This window comes from Streptomyces sp. NPDC097617 (genome assembly GCF_044761485.1).
Lineage (GTDB): Bacteria > Actinomycetota > Actinomycetes > Streptomycetales > Streptomycetaceae > Streptomyces.
Genome location: NZ_JBIWCL010000004.1, coordinates 1 through 16,613, shown reverse-complemented (window position 1 = coordinate 16,613; position 16,613 = coordinate 1). Strand labels below are relative to the sequence as shown.

General features: G+C 69.1%; 14 protein-coding genes and 1 pseudogene. 6 read left to right on the top strand and 9 right to left on the bottom strand.

All coding sequences use genetic code 11. The features are described from left to right. Window positions 1-3: 3 nt before the first annotated feature. The 5 genes from kdpB (ACIQZO_RS08740) to kdpF (ACIQZO_RS08720) form a co-directional block, all read right to left on the bottom strand. Window positions 4-2,109: a potassium-transporting ATPase subunit KdpB gene (gene kdpB / locus ACIQZO_RS08740; RefSeq protein WP_403622201.1), complete on the bottom strand. Its 2,106-nt coding sequence runs from the start codon at window positions 2,107-2,109 to the stop codon at window positions 4-6. Beyond that, window positions 2,106-3,770: a potassium-transporting ATPase subunit KdpA gene (gene kdpA / locus ACIQZO_RS08735; protein ID WP_403622197.1), complete on the bottom strand. Its 1,665-nt coding sequence runs from the start codon at window positions 3,768-3,770 to the stop codon at window positions 2,106-2,108. The genes kdpB (ACIQZO_RS08740) and kdpA overlap by 4 nt, the downstream gene beginning before the upstream one ends. Before the next feature lie 8 nt (window positions 3,771-3,778). Next, entirely contained in the window at window positions 3,779-3,868 is a 90-nt protein-coding gene (gene kdpF / locus ACIQZO_RS08730; RefSeq protein ID WP_360623224.1) for a K(+)-transporting ATPase subunit F, read from the bottom strand. 240 nt (window positions 3,869-4,108) lie between these two features. Further along, on the bottom strand, window positions 4,109-4,864 hold the full coding sequence (locus tag ACIQZO_RS08725) for a DUF4118 domain-containing protein (RefSeq protein WP_403622195.1): 756 nt from the start codon (window positions 4,862-4,864) through the stop codon (window positions 4,109-4,111). 34 nt (window positions 4,865-4,898) lie between these two features. Next, window positions 4,899-4,988, bottom strand: a complete 90-nt coding sequence (gene kdpF, locus ACIQZO_RS08720; protein ID WP_403622193.1) for a K(+)-transporting ATPase subunit F — start codon at window positions 4,986-4,988, stop codon at window positions 4,899-4,901. 248 nt (window positions 4,989-5,236) lie between these two features. Here kdpF (ACIQZO_RS08720) and ACIQZO_RS08715 point away from each other — a divergent pair, with 248 nt between their 5' ends. From ACIQZO_RS08715 to ACIQZO_RS08700, 4 genes are all read left to right on the top strand, one after another. Then, a complete protein-coding gene (locus tag ACIQZO_RS08715) occupies window positions 5,237-7,126 on the top strand; it encodes an APC family permease (RefSeq protein ID WP_403622190.1) in 1,890 nt (629 codons plus the stop codon). Between the two features lie 265 nt (window positions 7,127-7,391). Next, a complete protein-coding gene (gene kdpB / locus ACIQZO_RS08710; protein ID WP_403622187.1) occupies window positions 7,392-9,542 on the top strand; it encodes a potassium-transporting ATPase subunit KdpB in 2,151 nt (716 codons plus the stop codon). A 156-nt stretch (window positions 9,543-9,698) separates the two neighbouring features. Beyond that, complete coding sequence (locus tag ACIQZO_RS08705; protein ID WP_403622184.1) at window positions 9,699-11,636, top strand: amino acid transporter; 1,938 nt, start codon at window positions 9,699-9,701, stop codon at window positions 11,634-11,636. A 75-nt stretch (window positions 11,637-11,711) separates the two neighbouring features. After that, window positions 11,712-11,885: a hypothetical protein gene (locus ACIQZO_RS08700; protein ID WP_403622181.1), complete on the top strand. Its 174-nt coding sequence runs from the start codon at window positions 11,712-11,714 to the stop codon at window positions 11,883-11,885. Between the two features lie 9 nt (window positions 11,886-11,894). Here ACIQZO_RS08700 and lysA read toward each other — a convergent pair whose 3' ends face one another. Then, entirely contained in the window at window positions 11,895-13,229 is a 1,335-nt protein-coding gene (gene lysA / locus ACIQZO_RS08695) for a diaminopimelate decarboxylase (RefSeq protein ID WP_403622178.1), read from the bottom strand. 16 nt (window positions 13,230-13,245) lie between these two features. Beyond that, window positions 13,246-13,608 (bottom strand): SAV_915 family protein, encoded by a 363-nt coding sequence (locus ACIQZO_RS08690; RefSeq protein ID WP_403622176.1) that lies wholly within the window; start codon window positions 13,606-13,608, stop codon window positions 13,246-13,248. 295 nt (window positions 13,609-13,903) lie between these two features. Between ACIQZO_RS08690 and ACIQZO_RS08685 the strand changes: the two genes are divergently transcribed. Beyond that, on the top strand, window positions 13,904-14,413 hold the full coding sequence (locus ACIQZO_RS08685) for a universal stress protein (protein ID WP_403622173.1): 510 nt from the start codon (window positions 13,904-13,906) through the stop codon (window positions 14,411-14,413). Between the two features lie 585 nt (window positions 14,414-14,998). After that, window positions 14,999-15,721 (top strand): hypothetical protein, encoded by a 723-nt coding sequence (locus ACIQZO_RS08680; protein WP_403622170.1) that lies wholly within the window; start codon window positions 14,999-15,001, stop codon window positions 15,719-15,721. Between the two features lie 355 nt (window positions 15,722-16,076). On the opposite strand, the gene ACIQZO_RS08675 is transcribed toward ACIQZO_RS08680, so the two are convergent. Both ACIQZO_RS08675 and ACIQZO_RS08670 read right to left on the bottom strand, forming a co-directional pair. Further along, window positions 16,077-16,379: a metal-sensitive transcriptional regulator gene (locus ACIQZO_RS08675; RefSeq protein ID WP_403622167.1), complete on the bottom strand. Its 303-nt coding sequence runs from the start codon at window positions 16,377-16,379 to the stop codon at window positions 16,077-16,079. Window positions 16,380-16,408: 29 nt separating this feature from the next. Continuing rightward, a pseudogene (locus tag ACIQZO_RS08670) lies at window positions 16,409-16,613 on the bottom strand (hypothetical protein); the annotation flags it as partial.

Below are 16,613 nucleotides of genomic sequence, written 5' to 3'. Positions count from 1 at the left end.
CGATCAGCCGATTCCGGGGATGAGGGAGATGAGCATGTCGATGATCTTGATGCCGATGAACGGGGCGATCAGGCCGCCGAGTCCGTAGATTCCGATGTTGCGGCGGAGCATCTTGTCGGCACTGGTGGGCCGGTACTGGACGCCCTTGAGGGCGAGCGGGACGAGCGCGATGATGATCAGCGCGTTGAAGATGACGGCGGACAGGATCGCCGACTCGGGGGAGGCCAGGCCCATGATGTTGAGCTTGTCGAGGCCCGGGTAGACCACGGCGAACATGGCCGGGATGATCGCGAAGTACTTCGCGACGTCGTTGGCGATGGAGAACGTGGTGAGCGCTCCCCGCGTGATCAGTAGCTGCTTGCCGATCTCGACGATCTCGATGAGCTTGGTGGGGTTGGAGTCCAGGTCCACCATGTTCCCGGCCTCCTTCGCGGCCGAGGTACCGGTGTTCATGGCCACGCCGACGTCCGCCTGGGCGAGGGCCGGGGCGTCGTTCGTACCGTCGCCCGTCATCGCGACGAGCTTGCCGCCGGCCTGTTCCCGCTTGATGAGGGCCATCTTGTCCTCGGGAGTGGCCTCGGCGAGGAAGTCGTCGACACCTGCCTCCTCGGCGATGGCCTTCGCGGTCAGCGGGTTGTCGCCCGTGATCATGACCGTCCTGATGCCCATGCGGCGCAGCTCGTCGAACCGCTCCCGCATGCCATCCTTGACGACGTCCTTGAGGTGGATGACACCGAGCACCCGGGCGCCCTTGTCGTCCTGGACAGCGACGAGCAGGGGGGTCCCGCCGGCCTCGGAGATCCTGTCAGTGAGCGCGCCCGCCTCGTCGGTTACCTGTCCGTCCTGCTCCTTGACCCAGGCGATGACGGAGCCGGCCGCGCCCTTGCGGGTCTTCCTGCCGTCCACGTCGACGCCCGACATGCGGGTCTGGGCGGTGAAGGCGATCCACTCGGCGCCCGCGAGTTCGCCTTGGTGGCGTTCGCGCAGGCCGTACTTCTCCTTCGCGAGGACCACGATGGACCGGCCCTCGGGGGTCTCGTCGGCGAGGGACGACAGCTGGACGGCATCCGCCAGCTCGGCCTCCGTCGTCCCCTTGACCGGAACGAACTCGGAGGCCTGGCGGTTGCCGAGGGTGATGGTGCCGGTCTTGTCGAGGAGCAGTGTGGAGACGTCACCGGCGGCTTCGACGGCGCGGCCGGACATCGCGAGGACGTTGCGCTGGACGAGGCGGTCCATGCCGGCGATGCCGATGGCGGAGAGGAGCGCGCCGATGGTGGTGGGGATCAGGCAGACCAGCAGCGCGGTGAGCACGATCATCGACTGCTTCGCACCCGCGTAGATCGCGAAGGGCTGGAGCGTGACCACGGCCAGCAGGAAGACGATCGTGAGGGACGCGAGGAGGATGTTCAGCGCGATCTCGTTGGGCGTCTTCTGCCGCGCAGCGCCTTCCACCAGCGCGATCATGCGGTCGATGAAGGTCTCGCCGGGCTTCGTCGTGATTTTGATGACGATCCGGTCGGAGAGGACCTTGGTGCCGCCAGTGACGGCGGAGCGGTCGCCGCCGGACTCGCGGATGACCGGGGCGGACTCGCCGGTGATGGCGGATTCGTCGACCGAGGCGACGCCTTCGACGACGTCCCCGTCGCCGGGGATGATGTCGCCGGCCTCGCAGACCACCAGGTCGCCGATCTTCAGCTCGGTGCCCGGCACGGACTCCTCACCCTTGCCGCCCTTGGTCAGGCGGCGGGCGACGGAGTCGGTTTTGGCCTTGCGGAGGGTGTCGGCCTGGGCCTTGCCGCGGCCCTCGGCCACGGCCTCCGCGAGGTTGGCGAAGATCGTGGTCAGCCACAGCCAGGCGGTGATCGCCCAGCCGAACCATTCGCCCGGGTCCGCGATCGCCAGGGCGGTGGTGACGACCGACCCGACGAGGACGACGAACATGACCGGGGACTTGATCATGACGCGGGGGTCGAGCTTGCGGACCGCGTCGGGGAAGGACTTCAGCAGCTGCTTGGGGTCGAACAGGCCGCCGCCCACGCGTCCGCCATCCGGCTTGTGGCCGGTGGGCACGTCCTGGTGCGGGGCCCTGGTGGGCGTGGCGGTGCTCATGATGCGAGCCCTTCGGCGAGCGGACCCAGCGCCAGGGCCGGGAAGTAGGTCAGACCGGTGACGATGAGGATCGTGCCGACGAGCAGGCCCGCGTAGAGCGGCTTGTCGGTACGGAGCGTGCCCGCCGTCTCGGGAACGGGCTTCTGCTCGGCGAGCGAGCCGGCCAGGGCCAGGACGAACACCATGGGCAGGAAGCGGCCGAGCAGCATGGCGATGCCGATGGTGCTGTTGAACCACTGGGTGTCTGCGTTCAGGCCCGCGAACGCGGAGCCGTTGTTGTTGGCGCCCGAGGTGTAGGCGTAGAGGATCTCCGAGAAACCGTGCGCGCCGGAGTTCGTCATGGAGTTGGCCGGGGTGTCCAGCGCCATCGCGGCGGCGGTGAAGCCCAGCACCAGGGCGGGAGTGATGAGGATGTAGCAGGCCGCGAACTTGATCTCGCGTGTGCCGATCTTCTTGCCGAGGTACTCGGGGGTGCGGCCGACCATCAGGCCGGCGATGAACACCGCGATGATCGCCATGATCAGCATGCCGTAGAGGCCGGAACCGACACCGCCGGGTGCGATCTCGCCGAGCTGCATGCCCAGCAGCTGGATGCCGCCGCCCAGACCGGTGTAGGAGGAGTGGAAGGAGTTGACCGCACCCGTCGAGGTGAGCGTGGTGGCGACCGAGAAGATCGAGGAGGCGGCGATGCCGTACCGGGTTTCCTTGCCCTCCATGGCGCCGCCCGCGACGTCGAAGGCCGGGCCGTGGTGGGCGAACTCGGTCCACATCATCAGCGCGGTGAAGCCGATCCAGATGGTGGCCATGGTGGCGAGGATCGCGTAGCCCTGGCGCAGGTTGCCGACCATGCGGCCGAAGGTGCGGGTCATCGCGAAGGGGATGACCAGGATCAGGAAGATCTCGAAGAGGTTCGAGAGGGGGGTCGGGTTCTCGAAGGGGTGGGCCGAGTTGGCGTTGAAGTAGCCGCCGCCGTTCGTACCCAGCTCCTTGATGACCTCCTGAGACGCGACGGCCCCGCCGTTCCACTGCTGGGTGCCGCCCATGAACTGCCCGACCTCGTGGATCCCGGCGAAGTTCTGGATGACGCCGCAGGCGACCAGCACGACCGCGCCGATCACCGAGATCGGCAGCAGGATGCGGACCGTGCCGCGCACCAGGTCGGACCAGAAGTTGCCGAGCTCACCCGTACGCGAGCGGGCGAAGCCCCGTACGAGAGCCACCGCGACGGCCATGCCCACGGCGGCGGAGACGAAGTTCTGTACCGCCAGGCCGCCGGTCTGTACGACGTGGCCCATGGCCTGCTCGCCGTAGTACGACTGCCAGTTGGTGTTCGCGACGAAGGACGCGGCGGTGTTGAAGGCCTGGTCCGGGTCGATCGATACGAAGCCGAGCGAGCCGGGCAGGATTCCCTGCAGACGCTGCAGGAGGTAGAGGAAGAGGACGCTGACGGCGGAGAAGGCGAGGACGGCGCGCAGGTAGGCGGGCCAGCGCATCTCGGCCGAGGGATTGGCGCCGATGGCCTTGTAGATCCACTTCTCCGGCTTGTAGTGCTTTTCGGAGGAGTAGACGCTGGCCATGTAGTCGCCCAGGGGGCGGTAGGCCAGGGCGAGCGCGGCGATCAGCGCGAGGAGCTGGAGCACACCAGCGATTTCGGGGCTCATTTCGGTGCTCAGAACCTCTCCGGCTTGACGAGGGCGAGGACGAGGTATCCGAGCAGGGCGACGGCTACGACGAGGCCGACAATGTTCTCGACAGTCACAGCTTGGTCACCCCCCGGGCAATGAGAGCCACCAGCGCGAACACCGCGACCGTGGTGACGACGAAGGCCAGATCGGCCATCGCGAGCTCCTGAGTGAAGTGGGAAGAAATGAATCAGCCAGTTGGCTGATGACGACATAACCTTGTCTTCACTTGGGTGTTAAGACGTCTTGACGGGGTCCATACGGACGCACGGGAACTCTTAACGAGGCCCTTACGCAGCAGACGGGTGAGCCGTGTGTCAGCACCGGTGGGGGAGGCCAGTCGTGTCCAGGGCGGCGCCCGCCTGGGCGGCCAGCGCGACCGCCACCAGGCGGGCCTCTTCGGAAGGCAGGGGGCGGCCGGGGACCGGGTCGAGGAGGAAGCGGCCGTAGTAGTGGCCACCGCCGACGACCCTCAGCTCGGTCTCACCGTCCGGCGGCCAGGCCGTGTACTCCGTGATCCGGTCTCCTTGGCGGAGCCACAGGCTCCCGTCGTGCTCCAGCCGGGGCCGGTGGCCCATCAGCGAGCCGTACTCGAAGCGGCAGCCGCGCAGCCGCAGCAGGCCCACGAGCTCCCGGCGGACGCGCTCGACGACTGCGTCAGGCGAGGCGCCGTCCTCGGTCAGCCGAGCGGTCCCTTCGAGGCTGGACAGGTGCGCGGCGCCCGTGACCACGGTCGTGCGCAGGCGGCGAGCGCGTACGGCCAGCTGGCCGACGATCAGCCCGACGATCAGCAGGAGGACGGCTGTTTGGATCTCATCACGGCCGGAGATGGCGAACCGCTGGTAGGGCTTGGTGAGGAAGAAGTCGAACCAGGCTGCCGCGGAAAGGGCTGACAGCGCTCCGGCGGCCCGCGTGCCCGAGGCGGCGACCGCGACCACCACGACGACCATGATCAGGGCCTCGTTCGTCGCGGAAAGAGTCGTACGGAAGGGAACGAGCGCGAGAGCCACGAGGAGGGGTGTTACGAGGGCCGCAAGCAGGGCGACCCGGTCATGGAAGCGGAACCCGGACATGTGATGCCTCCGGTCCGGACACGGCGATCCTGATTCAGAACTTCTCGGGCTTGATCAAGGCGGTCACCAGATAGCCGAGCAGGGCGATGGCGATGATGAGCCCGATCGCGTTCTCCGCGTTCATCGGCACGTCTCCTTGGCAGTCGTCCGGGTCGTCGGGCATGTGTCGCCCACTGCAAGCGTGCCCCCGGGTGTACGGGGAGCCACACACCCTGGTGAGGTCTTGACGCACCCCATACGACATTCCGCACCCGGCGTCAGGAGCGCGTGAAGAGTGACGCGCCCGGCGTATGGATCTCGCCAAGGGCACTGGTCACCCTGCCGTGGCGCCCCGACGCTGACCTCACCTTGTCCAACGGAGGAACAGCGAAGATGTCCATACACATGGGAAAGCCGACGGCGACGGGACAGGCTCCCGGCACGGAGGAACCCCCTGATACCGGCGTGGCGACGCCCGTCGCAGTGGCAGGGGACCGGCACAAACTGACCGCCCTGCAGGGACTCTCAGCGCTGTCACTCGACGCCATGGCCTCCGTGGCGTACGGGCCGGAGTCGATCGTGCTGGTGCTGGCGGCGGCCGGCGCGTACGGGATGGGCTTCACCCTCCCGGTGACGCTCGCCATCGCGGTCCTGCTGGCCGTGCTCGTGGCCTCGTACCGCCAGGTGATCGCCGCGTTCCCGGACGGCGGCGGCTCGTACGCCGTCGCGAAGCGGCATCTCGGACGGCGTACCAGCCTGGTCGCCGCCGCCTCGCTGATCCTCGACTACGTGCTGAACGTCGCGGTCTCCGTCACGGCCGGCGTGGCCGCCCTGACCTCGGCCTTCCCGGAGCTGTACGGGGAGCGGGTGTGGATCTGCCTCGGTGTCCTCGTCCTGGTCACCGCCGTCAATCTGCGGGGCGTGGTCGATTCGGCCAAGGCGTTCCTGGTCCCGACCGCCCTGTTCGTCGGCTCGATCCTCGCCATGATCACCGTCGGCCTGTTCCGCGACGGGCCCGTCAGCACCACATCCGCCGCAGGGCACGCTTCCGTACTCGGCGAGGGCGCCACCACGGTCGGCGCGCTGCTCCTGCTGAAGGCCTTCGCGGCCGGCTGTTCCGCCCTGACCGGCGTCGAGGCCGTCGCCAACGCCGTACCGTCCTTCCGGACCCCGGCCGCCCGCCGAGCCCAGCGCACCGAGGTAGCCCTCGGCGCCCTGCTCGGCGTCATGCTGATCGGCCTGTCCGCCCTCATCGGCCGTTTCCACCTCCAGCCCGTCGAGGGCGTGACGGTCCTCGCCCAGCTCGCGGACGCCTCCTTCGGCCACAACGCGGCCTTCTACGCCGTCCAGTTCGCCACCATGGTGCTGCTCGCGCTGGCCGCGAACACTTCCTTCGGCGGCCTGCCGGTCCTGATGAGCCTGCTCGCCCGGGACAACTACCTGCCGCACGTCTTCGCGCTCAAGGCGGACCGCCAGGTCCACCGACACGGCGTGGTGTGGCTGGCCCTCGTCTCCGCGCTCCTGCTGCTCTTCTCCGGCGGTGACACCAACACCCTCGTCCCGCTCTTCGCCATCGGCGTCTTCGTCGGCTTCACCATCTGCCAGATCGGCATGGTCCGGCACTGGTACGCCGAACACCCGCGCGGCTGGCAGCGCAAGGCCGCCCTCAACGGCTTCGGCGCGCTGCTCACAGGCGTCTCGGCGGTCGTCGTCACGGCCACCAAGTTCACCGATGGCGCCTGGCTGATCGTGCTCGCGCTGCCGCTGCTCGTCCTCGGCTTCGAGAAGATCCACCGCACGTACGCCGACATCGGCGAGCGCCTGGAGCTCGGCCGGATCCCGGTGGCCCCGCACCGCTCCCGATCCCTGGTCGTGGTGCCCGTCTCGGGACTGTCGCGACTGACCTGCCAGGCGCTGACGGCCGCGCGTTCCCTCGGGGACGAGGTCCTCGCCGTGACGGTCACCCACCCCGCCCCTGAAGACCGACAGGCCGCCGAAGCACTGCGCCGGGACTGGGAGCTGTGGAAGCCCGGCGTGGAACTGATCGAGCTTTCCGCACAGACCCGGTCGCTCGGGCGCCCCGTGTCCGGCTACGTACGCGAGCTGACGCGGAACCACCCGGACGCCCAGGTCACCGTGCTCATCCCGGAGACCGAACCGGCTCGCCTGTGGCAGCGGCTGCTCCAGAACCAGCGTGGCTCCGTCGTCGCGCACGCGGTCCGCCGGGACACCGACGCGGTGATCTGCCGGCTGCGATTCCGCGTCACGTCCGACGCTCGCTGACGCGTCCTTGACGGCGGTCTGACGTGACCCGTACGCCGCCATCAAGAAGGCGCCAATTCCCCGGCCGGTAAGGGGATCGCATGACCAACAGGCAGTAGTTTCCTGCCTGTTGCGCCGCCGGGGGGCTCGCCTACTCACATGACGGCCGAGGGGGTCGAGGGAGAGGCCCCCGGCGGCCACACCCCTCACCCTCACCCGCACCCGCCGCTCGTCCGCCGTCGCCGACGAGGGGGTGCCCCAGCCGCACTCACCAGAAGGTCTCTGCATGGCTCCCGCCGCTGCCCAGCACGTACCTCCGGGTCTCGGTTCCCCGCCGCGGACCCCGGTCAACCGGCCCTCCCGGAAACGCTCCGGCCAGGTGAACCTGCTGGAGCCCGAGCTCCTCGCCACCTCAGCCAGGGATGCCGTCGCCAAGCTCCACCCGCGTGAGCTGGTGAAGAAGCCGGTGCTGTTCGTCGTAGCCGTCGGCTCCGTACTCACCACGCTCTCCGCCCTCATCCACCCGTCCGTCTTCACCTGGGTGATCAGCGTCTGGCTGTGGCTGACGGTCCTGTTCGCCAACCTGGCCGAGGCGGTCGCCGAGGGCCGGGGCCGCGCCCAGGCCGAGTCCCTGCGCAAGGCCCGTACGGACACGATCGCGCTGCGGCTGGAGCACTGGACGTACGGGGCGAACCTGAACCACGCCAGGACCGAGGCCGTCACCCCGGCCGAACTCCAGCCCTTCGACTTCGTCCTCGTGGAAGCCGGCGAACTGGTCCCGGCCGACGGGGACGTGGTCGACGGGGCGGCGATGATCGACGAGTCGGCCGTCACCGGCGAATCGGCGCCGGTACTGCGCGAATCGGGCGGCGACCGGTCCGGCGTCACGGGCGGTACGACCGTCCTGTCCGACTCGATCGTCGTACGCGTCACCTCGCGCCCCGGGAACAGCTTCATCGACCGGATGATCGCCCTGGTCGAGGGCGCGTCCCGGCAGAAAACCCCGAACGAGATCGCGCTGAACATCCTGCTGGCCGCGCTGACCGTCATCTTCATCCTGATCGTGGTCAGCATCCAGCCGATGGCCGCGTACGCGGGCGCCGCCCAGTCCACGACCGTCCTGGTCGCGCTCCTCGTCACCCTCATCCCCACCACGATCGGTGCGCTGCTCTCCGCGATCGGCATCGCCGGCATGGACCGCCTGGTCCAGCGCAACGTCATCGCGATGAGCGGCCGCGCCGTCGAGGCCGCCGGCGACGTGAACACCCTCCTCCTCGACAAGACCGGAACCATCACCCACGGCAACCGGGAGGCGGCGGCCTTCATCCCGCTCCCCGGCATCGACCACACCAAGCTCGCGGACGCCGCCCAGCTCTCCTCCCTCGCCGACGAGACTCCCGAAGGCCGTTCCGTCGTCGCCCTGGCCCAGCGGTACGGACTCCAGCCGGCCGCCGTGGAGGAGCTCAGCAACCCCCACTTCACCGAGTTCAGCGCCCGCACCCGGATGAGCGGCATCAACCTGAGCTGGGACAACGGCGCTGGCTGCGCCATCCGCAAGGGCGCGGTCGCGCAGGTCTGCGACTGGGTGGCGGCGCGCGGAGGAACGGTGCCGGCCGAGGCCGTGGGGTGGTCGGTCTCCGTGTCCGAGTCCGGGGGCACCCCGCTGCTGGTGGCCGTGCACGACTGGGACGGGCCCCGGGTGCTTGGCATCATCCACCTGAAGGACGTGGTCAAGGAGGGGATCCGGGAGCGGTTCGCGGAGCTGCGCGCCATGGGGATCCGTACGGTCATGGTGACCGGCGACAACGAGCTGACCGCGCGGGCCATCGCCGCGGAGGCAGGTGTGGACGAGTACCTCGCCGAGGCCACCCCGGAGGACAAGCTCGCGCTCATCAAGCGGGAGCAGGAGGGCGGCAAGCTCGTCGCGATGACCGGCGACGGTACGAACGACGCCCCGGCCCTCGCCCAGGCGGACGTCGGCGTGGCGATGAACACGGGCACCTCGGCCGCCAAGGAAGCCGGGAACATGGTCGACCTGGACTCCAACCCCACCAAGCTCATCGACATCGTCGAGATCGGCAAGCAGCTCCTCATCACCCGAGGGGCACTCACGACCTTCTCGATCACGAACGACGTCGCGAAGTACTTCGCGATCATCCCCGCGATGTTCACGTCCGCCTACCCCGGACTCGGAGCCCTCAACATCATGGGCCTGAGCAGCCCGACCTCGGCCATCACCTCGGCGATCATCTTCAACGCGCTGATCATCGTCGCGCTGATCCCGCTCGCCCTGCGGGGCGTCCGCTACAAGCCGGCCTCGGCGCACGACCTACTGCGCCGCAACCTCGGCGTCTACGGCCTCGGCGGCCTGATCCTGCCCTTCGTCGGCATCAAACTGATCGACCTGGTGGTGTCCACCATCCCCGGCCTCGGCTGATACCTGATACCTGACACCTGACCCAAAGAGGACCGTTAGTGTTAAGGACGCGTCAGGATTGGCCTGTTTGCGTGCATGAATGATCTGGCTGCGTACGCTGGCTCCGCCGTCACATGTCGATGGCCGATCCTCAGCCGTACGACAGGAGCACCCACGATGGCCACCCCTGCCCGCACATCACGCCTGCGCGCGTGGATGCTGGAAGGCTTGACCGCCGAGAACAGTTCGCCCGCCGCCAAGGAGGCGGCCGCCCAGCCGCACGGCAGGCCCTGGTGGCGGGTCATGTGCCTGACGGGTCTCGACTACTTCTCCACCCTCGGCTACCAGCCCGGCATCGCGTTCCTCGCGGCCGGGCTGCTGTCGCCGCTGGCGACCGTCGTGCTCGTCCTGCTGACCCTGTTCGGCGCGCTGCCCGTCTACCGGCGGGTCGCGGAGGAGAGCCCGCACGGCGAGGGCTCCATCGCCATGCTGGAGAAGTTGCTGTCGTTCTGGAAGGGGAAGCTGTTCGTCCTGACCCTGCTCGGGTTCGCGGCGACCGACTTCCTCATCACCATCACCCTCTCCGCGGCGGACGCGACCGCGCACATGGTCGAGAACCCGCACCTCACCAGCACCCTGCACGGCCACGAGGTACTGATCACCCTGATCCTGATCGCGCTGCTCGGCGCCGTCTTCCTCAAGGGGTTCAGTGAGGCCATCGGCGTCGCCGTGGTCCTGGTGGCCACCTATCTCGCCCTGAACGTGGTCGTGGTGGCGGTCGGGTTGTGGAACGTGTTCACCGCACCGCAGGTCATCACCGACTGGACGACCGCGCTGACCGCCGAGCACGGCAATCCGTTCATGATGATCGCCATCGCGCTCGTCGTGTTCCCGAAGCTCGCCCTCGGCCTGTCGGGGTTCGAGACGGGTGTGGCGGTCATGCCGCACGTGAAGGGCGGTCCGGACGACACCGATGCGAAGCCCGCGGGCCGGATCCGCGGTGCGAAGAAGCTGCTGACCACAGCGGCCGTGATCATGAGCATCTTCCTGATCTGCTCCAGCCTCATCACCACCCTGCTGATCCCGGCCGCCCAGTTCGAGCCGGGCGGCGAGGCCAACGGCCGAGCGCTGGCCTACCTGGCGCACGAGTACCTCGGTTCCGCCTTCGGCACGGTCTACGACATCTCCACGATCCTGATCCTGTGGTTCGCCGGTTCCTCGGCGATGGCCGGCCTGCTCAACCTGATGCCGCGCTACCTGCCCCGCTACGGCATGGCCCCGCAGTGGGCTCGCGCCCTGCGCCCGATGGTCATCGTGTTCACCCTGGTCGCGTTTCTCGTGACCTGGATCTTCGACGCCGACGTGGACGCACAGGGCGGCGCGTACGCCACCGGCGTCCTGGTTCTGATCACCTCGGCGGCGGTCGCCGTTACCATCGCGGCCCGCCGGGCGGGGGAGCGCGGCTGGACCATCGGCTTCGGCATCATCTCCGCCGTCTTCGTCTACACCACTGCCATTAACGTCGCCGAGCGCCCCGACGGCGTGAAGATCGGCGCCTGCTTCATCGCCGGCATCATCGCTCTGTCCCTCCTCTCCCGTCTGGCCCGCGTCTTCGAGCTGCGCGTCACCCACATCGAGTTCGACGACATGGCGCAGCGGTTCATCCGCGACACCGCGAACCGGACGATCCGGTTCATCGCCAACGAGCCCGACAACCGGGACCTGGAGGAGTACCGGCAGAAGAAGGAACAGATCCGCGCGGACAACGACATCCCGGCCGCGGACGACGTCATGTTCGTCGAGGTCACCGTCCTGGACGCGTCCGAGTTCGAATCGGGCATGCGCGTACGCGGCGAAGTGCTGCACGACCGCTACCGCGTCCTGACCCTGGAGAGCTCCAGCATCCCCAACGCGCTCGCCGCGCTCCTGCTCCACGTACGCGACGAGACCGGCCAGCGCCCGCACATCTACTTCGAGTGGACCGAGGGCAACCCGATGGCCAACTTCCTGCGCTTCTTCCTCTTTGGCCAGGGCGAGGTCGCCCCCGTCACCCGCGAGGTCATCCGCGAGGCCGAACCGGACCGCTCCCGCCGCCCGCACGTCCACGCGGGCTGACTCCTTCCGTATGGGAAGCGCAAGGAATCCCGCCGGCCCCTCGCAAGAACGGGGGACCGGCGGGATCCTTCTGCTGTGACTGCTATGTGGGGCCCTGACCGTCATGTCCGCCGAACCATGCTGGCTCTCGGCACTGCCGGCCTGGCCCTCATCTGCGTCGGCACGATCCTCGACGCGCTCTGGCTGCTGGGCATCGGAGTCTGGGCCGTCATCGTGGCGATGCTGATCGAACTCGTCTACAGGCCGTAGACACGGTCGCTACGCGCCGATGTCGCGCCGACTCAGATCCTCCAGGGTTTCGCGGCGGACAAGGAGCCGGACAGTGCCCTCGTGGACCGCGACCACCGGCGGCCGGCCCACCATGTTGTAGCCGGAGGCCATGGAGAGGTGATAGGCGCCCGCCACCGGTACGGCGATCAGGTCGCCGGGCCGGATGTCGCCGGGCAGTTCCACCCCGGCGGCGAGTACGTCCCCGGCCTCGCAGTGCCGGCCGACGACCGTGGCCGTCCGCGGTGCGGCCGCGGAGGCGCGGCCGATCAGCCGGGGCGCGTAGCGGACCCCGTACAGGGCGGGCCGGGGGTTGTCGCTCATACCGCCGTCGACGGCGACGAACACGGTGTCCCCGGCGTGCTTGACGGCCAGGACCCGGTACACGGCCACCCCGGCCGGACCCACCACGGCCCGGCCCGGCTCGACGGCCAGCCGTGGGACGGGCAACCCGGCTGCCGCACAGGCCTCGATCAGCTCGTCGCGCAGCTTGCGGGCGAGCGCGGTGATGTCCAGGGTCGCTTCGCCCGGCCGGTAGGCGATGCCGTGGCCGCCGCCCAGGTCCAGCTCGGGCAGCACGCGGCCGTACGCGTCGCGGATGCGGGCCATCAGCCCGACCATGCGGCGGAGCGCGGTGAGGTAGGGCTTCACCGCGGTGATCTGGGAGCCGATGTGGCAGTGCAGCCCGGTCAGTTCCAGCTGGGGCTGGGCCAGGACGCGGGCCACGGCGTGCAGTGCGGACCCGTCGGTGAGGGACAGTCCGAACTTCTGCCCGTCGGTACCCGTGCGGATCTTGTCGTGGCCGCCGGCGGAGATGCCCGGCACCACCCGCACCATCACCTTCTGGTGCCCGTACGGCCCGACGGCGGCGGCGATCCGCGCGATCTCCGACGGGCTGTCGATGACGATTCGCCCGACCCCGAGCCGCAGGGCGCTGTCGAGGTCGCGCGGCGACTTCGCGTTGCCGTGCAGCACGATCCGCTCGGGCGGGAACCCCGCCACGACGGCGAGTTCCAGTTCCCCGGCCGAGCACACGTCCAGGCCCAGGCCCTCCTCCTGCACCCAGCGCGCCATCGCCCGGGAGAGGAACGCCTTGGCCGCGTAGAGGACCTCGGCCTCGGGGAACGCGGCCCGGTACGTACGGCAGCGCTCGCGTACCTCGCCCTCGTCCAGGACGTAGACGGGAGTGGCGAACCGCTCCGCCACCTCCGCGAGGTCGACACCGGCGACGGCCAGGCCGCCGTGTGCGAGCCGGGTCGTGGAAGCCGGCCAGACGGAGAGGTCGTCCGTACCCGATACCGAGGTCGGAATCACAGCGGTGGTCATCGCACGGTCTCCCTTCTCACGCGGCCGACGCCGAAGAGGCTCGCCGCGGATCCGGGGCGAGCGCGGGGGAACCGCTGGGGAGGGACCGGGTGACCGAGGGCGCGGTGAACGTCGGATCCACGGTCAGCAGTTCCACCCCGAGCGGCTCGGACATCGCCCGGAGCGCCGGCTCGGAGATCCTGATCCACGGGTGCTCCGCGCCGAGCGTGGTCGCCAGTCGGCGGGGGTCGGTGAACCCGACTGCGGTCCGCGCACCCAGCGGGGTGCGGAACAGGCGGACCACCACCTCGGCAGTTCCCGGCCGGACGGGGACGTAGAGGAGTCCGGCCGGGACGCGTTCCTCGGGCTCGGGGTCGTCGTCGTACTGGAACAGGCACATGGGGCCCTCCTGGGGGAGCCGTGAACGGAGAAGGATGGTGCCCCGGGTGCGGGGAGGCAGTCCGGGGCGGCCACTCGAAAGCTATCCCCGGTCCGGTGCCTGTGCGGTCTGCCTCTGACGGGATCTTGACGGCGCACGCCGCAGTTCATACGCAGTGCTGACGGCCGGGGACCGGAGGCGTCAGCAACGCATCAGAATCGCGGCCGACCGCGTCAGAGGACCGTCAGTGAATAGGCCTCGGAGGGTGTCCCTGCCGTTGGATGAATCTCCCGGACGGAGTGATGGGGGAGGAAGCGTGTCGAAGGTGGTCGTCGGTGTCAGTGCAGGCCTGGGCGGCTTCGGAGCACTTCACCGGGCTGCTGTCGAGGCCCGGCTCCGGCGGGTCGAGTTGTGCGCCGTGCTGGCGTGGCAGGCTCCGGACGGCGGGCCGGGCAGCCGCATCTCCTGCGGGGTGCCGGTCCTGGCACTGTGCCGGTCGGCCGCGGTGGATCGGCTGCGCGAGGTACTCGACACCGCGTTCGGTGCCGGGACTCCGGCCGTCACCGTTACGGGCCTCACGGTGCGGGGCACGGCGGGCGCCGTGCTCGTCGACGTCGCGCGCGACCCGGACGACCTGCTCGTGGTGGGCGCGGGCCCGCGAGGGCCGCTCCGTCGCATCCTCCGCCCCTCGGTGGCCCGCTACGTCCTCGCGCACGCGGCCTGCCCCGTGCTGACCGTACCTCCGTCCCCGCTCCAGGCCACATACGAAGCGGCCCACCGCCGCAACTCCTGGCGGCTGCCACTCGACGTCCGGGAACTCGCCTGACGCAGTGGGGCCGTCCTGATTCCGCCAGGCTGACGCCAGCGCCCGTGAGGAGCGGGTCGGTGGCGGCTTGGCGGCGACCCCAGAGCTGCGGAGGTATGGCGAGCGGGCTGCAAATCCAGTTCCGGGAGGAACAAATCCTCGTGGCTCTTGCCGTGTCGGAGCGCTCCGATGCTGGCTTTTGCTGACTTTGAAGGACTCGTAACGCTCTGACCTGCGCAAACGTCGAGCAATCCCATGGTTCTGGAACTGGATCGGATGGTCACACGATGATATCGCAGAGGCTCGAGACGGGTGAGGATCCTGGCCTCTCGGATGGGTTCGGCTCCGCCTGTACAGCAGCCTGCGCTCCTGGTGGGGGCGCCGCAACGGCTGCTGCGACGCCAGGAGCCGGTGGGCGCTGCTGTCGTTGGCTCTACACCGACGGGATACGCTGATCGTGCTGTTGATCGGCTGTCACAGCGGATCGCCACGCTCGCGGACAGTCCGCGAATGCGTTGGTGGCCTACTCCTGAGTTGGGCCTTGGTTCGCGATCGGGCGGCGTGTTGTCATTCGGGTGGGGGTGGCCATGGGCGCACACTTCTCGCATGTCCGAGGACCAGGCGCAGTCCTTCCCTCCCGAACCGCTGTTGCAGGTGATCGCCAACCTCGCGCGGTTCCATCGAGAACACGAGCAGTTCTACTCGCAGGCTCCGTTGCGGCAGGCAGACGAGCTTCAGGCGCGGTCCCGGGCATTGAAGTCGCTGGCAGGCCGGTGGAGTGTGACGGATGTCGGTGAGTCGGCAGGGAACCCGTTCGCCGGTGCGGAGGACCTGAATGCCCCCGGGCTCGTCGCGGAGTCGGGGATCCTCTTCATGGAAGGGGAGGGCGAGCCCGTCGAGCTCCAGCGGCTGAAGCGGGATGTCGGGGAGATCGCGGAAGACAGCGAGCAGACCGGAATCTGGCTGGCGCAAGCGATGGAGCAGGCGTGGGAGGCCGCCGGCTTCTTGGCTGCCTATCCGGCGCTTGCCGATCTGCTGGGGGAGCGCCATCGCATCATCGCCAACGACTGGCAGTCGGCGGGGTTGCTCGCGCTGGTTGCCCATCTGCTGCGCCGCTCCCTCGACCTGTTGGACCGGGTCACGTTCTCTCCTGCGGCGCTGCGGGCCGACCTCGGGTCCGAGCGCAATGCCCCTGCCTACATCTTCTCGGCGTCCGAGCTGCTCGACCGAGCGGCAGACCTTCTCGCGGAATCCGCGACACTCGTGCGCGACAACGAGCGGCGCTGGCGCGTGTTCGGCGCCCGGGTTCACCAGCTGCGGTCCAAGTGAGGCCGGGGGTTCCTCGTGGGGCTGCCGCCGAGAAGGACGCGAGTGACGATCGCGGTGTGTTGTGTGTCTGCCGCGTCGGAGTCGTTGTGGATTCGTTCACCGCGCTGCCCGCGGATGACCGATGACCCGACGATGTGCCCGCCGGTACGCGACCAACCATCAGGTGGTCGACTACCGGAGAGAGGTGTGTGGGCCGGCCCGTGGGTGGGCTCGCGGAGCACGACCCAGCGCGCGACCTCCGTCGCGTCCGGGCCCAGGGGGCGGGCCCGGACGCCACCTCCGGTGCGGCGCTCATGGGCCGCGCGAGGCCGGGGGACACGGCAGAATAGCGGCCCGCGCGTCTTCCGGATGGGTGTCAGGCGAGGGCGAGGAAGAGCTTTTCGAGTTCTTCTTCGGTCATGGGGGCCTGACTCTCGTCGGCGTTGTTCATGCACTGGCGCATGCCGCTTGCGACGATTTTGAATCCGGCGCGGTCGAGTGCCTTGGAGACGGCGGCGAGCTGGGTGACGACGTCCTTGCAGTCGCGGCCGGCCTCGATCATGGCGATGACACCGGCGAGCTGCCCCTGGGCGCGGCGCAGTCGGTTGAGGACTGAGCTGACCGCGTCGTCGTCGACCTTCACCGGGTACCTCCTGCTTGGCGTGCTGTTCTTCTCCATGGTACCCCAGGGGGTATTTGCCTCGGCGGTCAGCGATCGAGGAGGGCTGCAAGCGCGGCATCGAGGTCGCCACGCCGCGGCCGGTTGTGGGGGAGCTTGGCGAGGACGGCAGCCATGCCGCAGCTGTTGGTGAGGGCGGTGAGTCTCCCCTCGTAGCGTGGAGTCCGTGACTGCAGGGGAAGTTGAGAGTCATGGCGGAGAAGCGTCGGGTGTTCACGGCTGAGTTTCGTGAGG

What these genes read in the sequence shown, in the direction of transcription:
- lysA (WP_403622178.1), bottom strand. Translation starts at nt 13,229, where the DNA reads ATGACCACCGCTGTGATTCCGACCTCGGTATCGGGTACGGACGACCTC.
- ACIQZO_RS08725 (WP_403622195.1), bottom strand. Translation starts at nt 4,864, where the DNA reads ATGTCCGGGTTCCGCTTCCATGACCGGGTCGCCCTGCTTGCGGCCCTC.
- ACIQZO_RS08715 (WP_403622190.1), top strand. Translation starts at nt 5,237, where the DNA reads ATGTCCATACACATGGGAAAGCCGACGGCGACGGGACAGGCTCCCGGC.
- kdpA (WP_403622197.1), bottom strand. Translation starts at nt 3,770, where the DNA reads ATGAGCCCCGAAATCGCTGGTGTGCTCCAGCTCCTCGCGCTGATCGCC.
- ACIQZO_RS08675 (WP_403622167.1), bottom strand. Translation starts at nt 16,379, where the DNA reads ATGGAGAAGAACAGCACGCCAAGCAGGAGGTACCCGGTGAAGGTCGAC.
- kdpF (WP_403622193.1), bottom strand. Translation starts at nt 4,988, where the DNA reads ATGAACGCGGAGAACGCGATCGGGCTCATCATCGCCATCGCCCTGCTC.
- kdpB (WP_403622201.1), bottom strand. Translation starts at nt 2,109, where the DNA reads ATGAGCACCGCCACGCCCACCAGGGCCCCGCACCAGGACGTGCCCACC.
- ACIQZO_RS08680 (WP_403622170.1), top strand. Translation starts at nt 14,999, where the DNA reads ATGTCCGAGGACCAGGCGCAGTCCTTCCCTCCCGAACCGCTGTTGCAG.
- ACIQZO_RS08705 (WP_403622184.1), top strand. Translation starts at nt 9,699, where the DNA reads ATGGCCACCCCTGCCCGCACATCACGCCTGCGCGCGTGGATGCTGGAA.
- ACIQZO_RS08690 (WP_403622176.1), bottom strand. Translation starts at nt 13,608, where the DNA reads ATGTGCCTGTTCCAGTACGACGACGACCCCGAGCCCGAGGAACGCGTC.
- kdpB (WP_403622187.1), top strand. Translation starts at nt 7,392, where the DNA reads ATGGCTCCCGCCGCTGCCCAGCACGTACCTCCGGGTCTCGGTTCCCCG.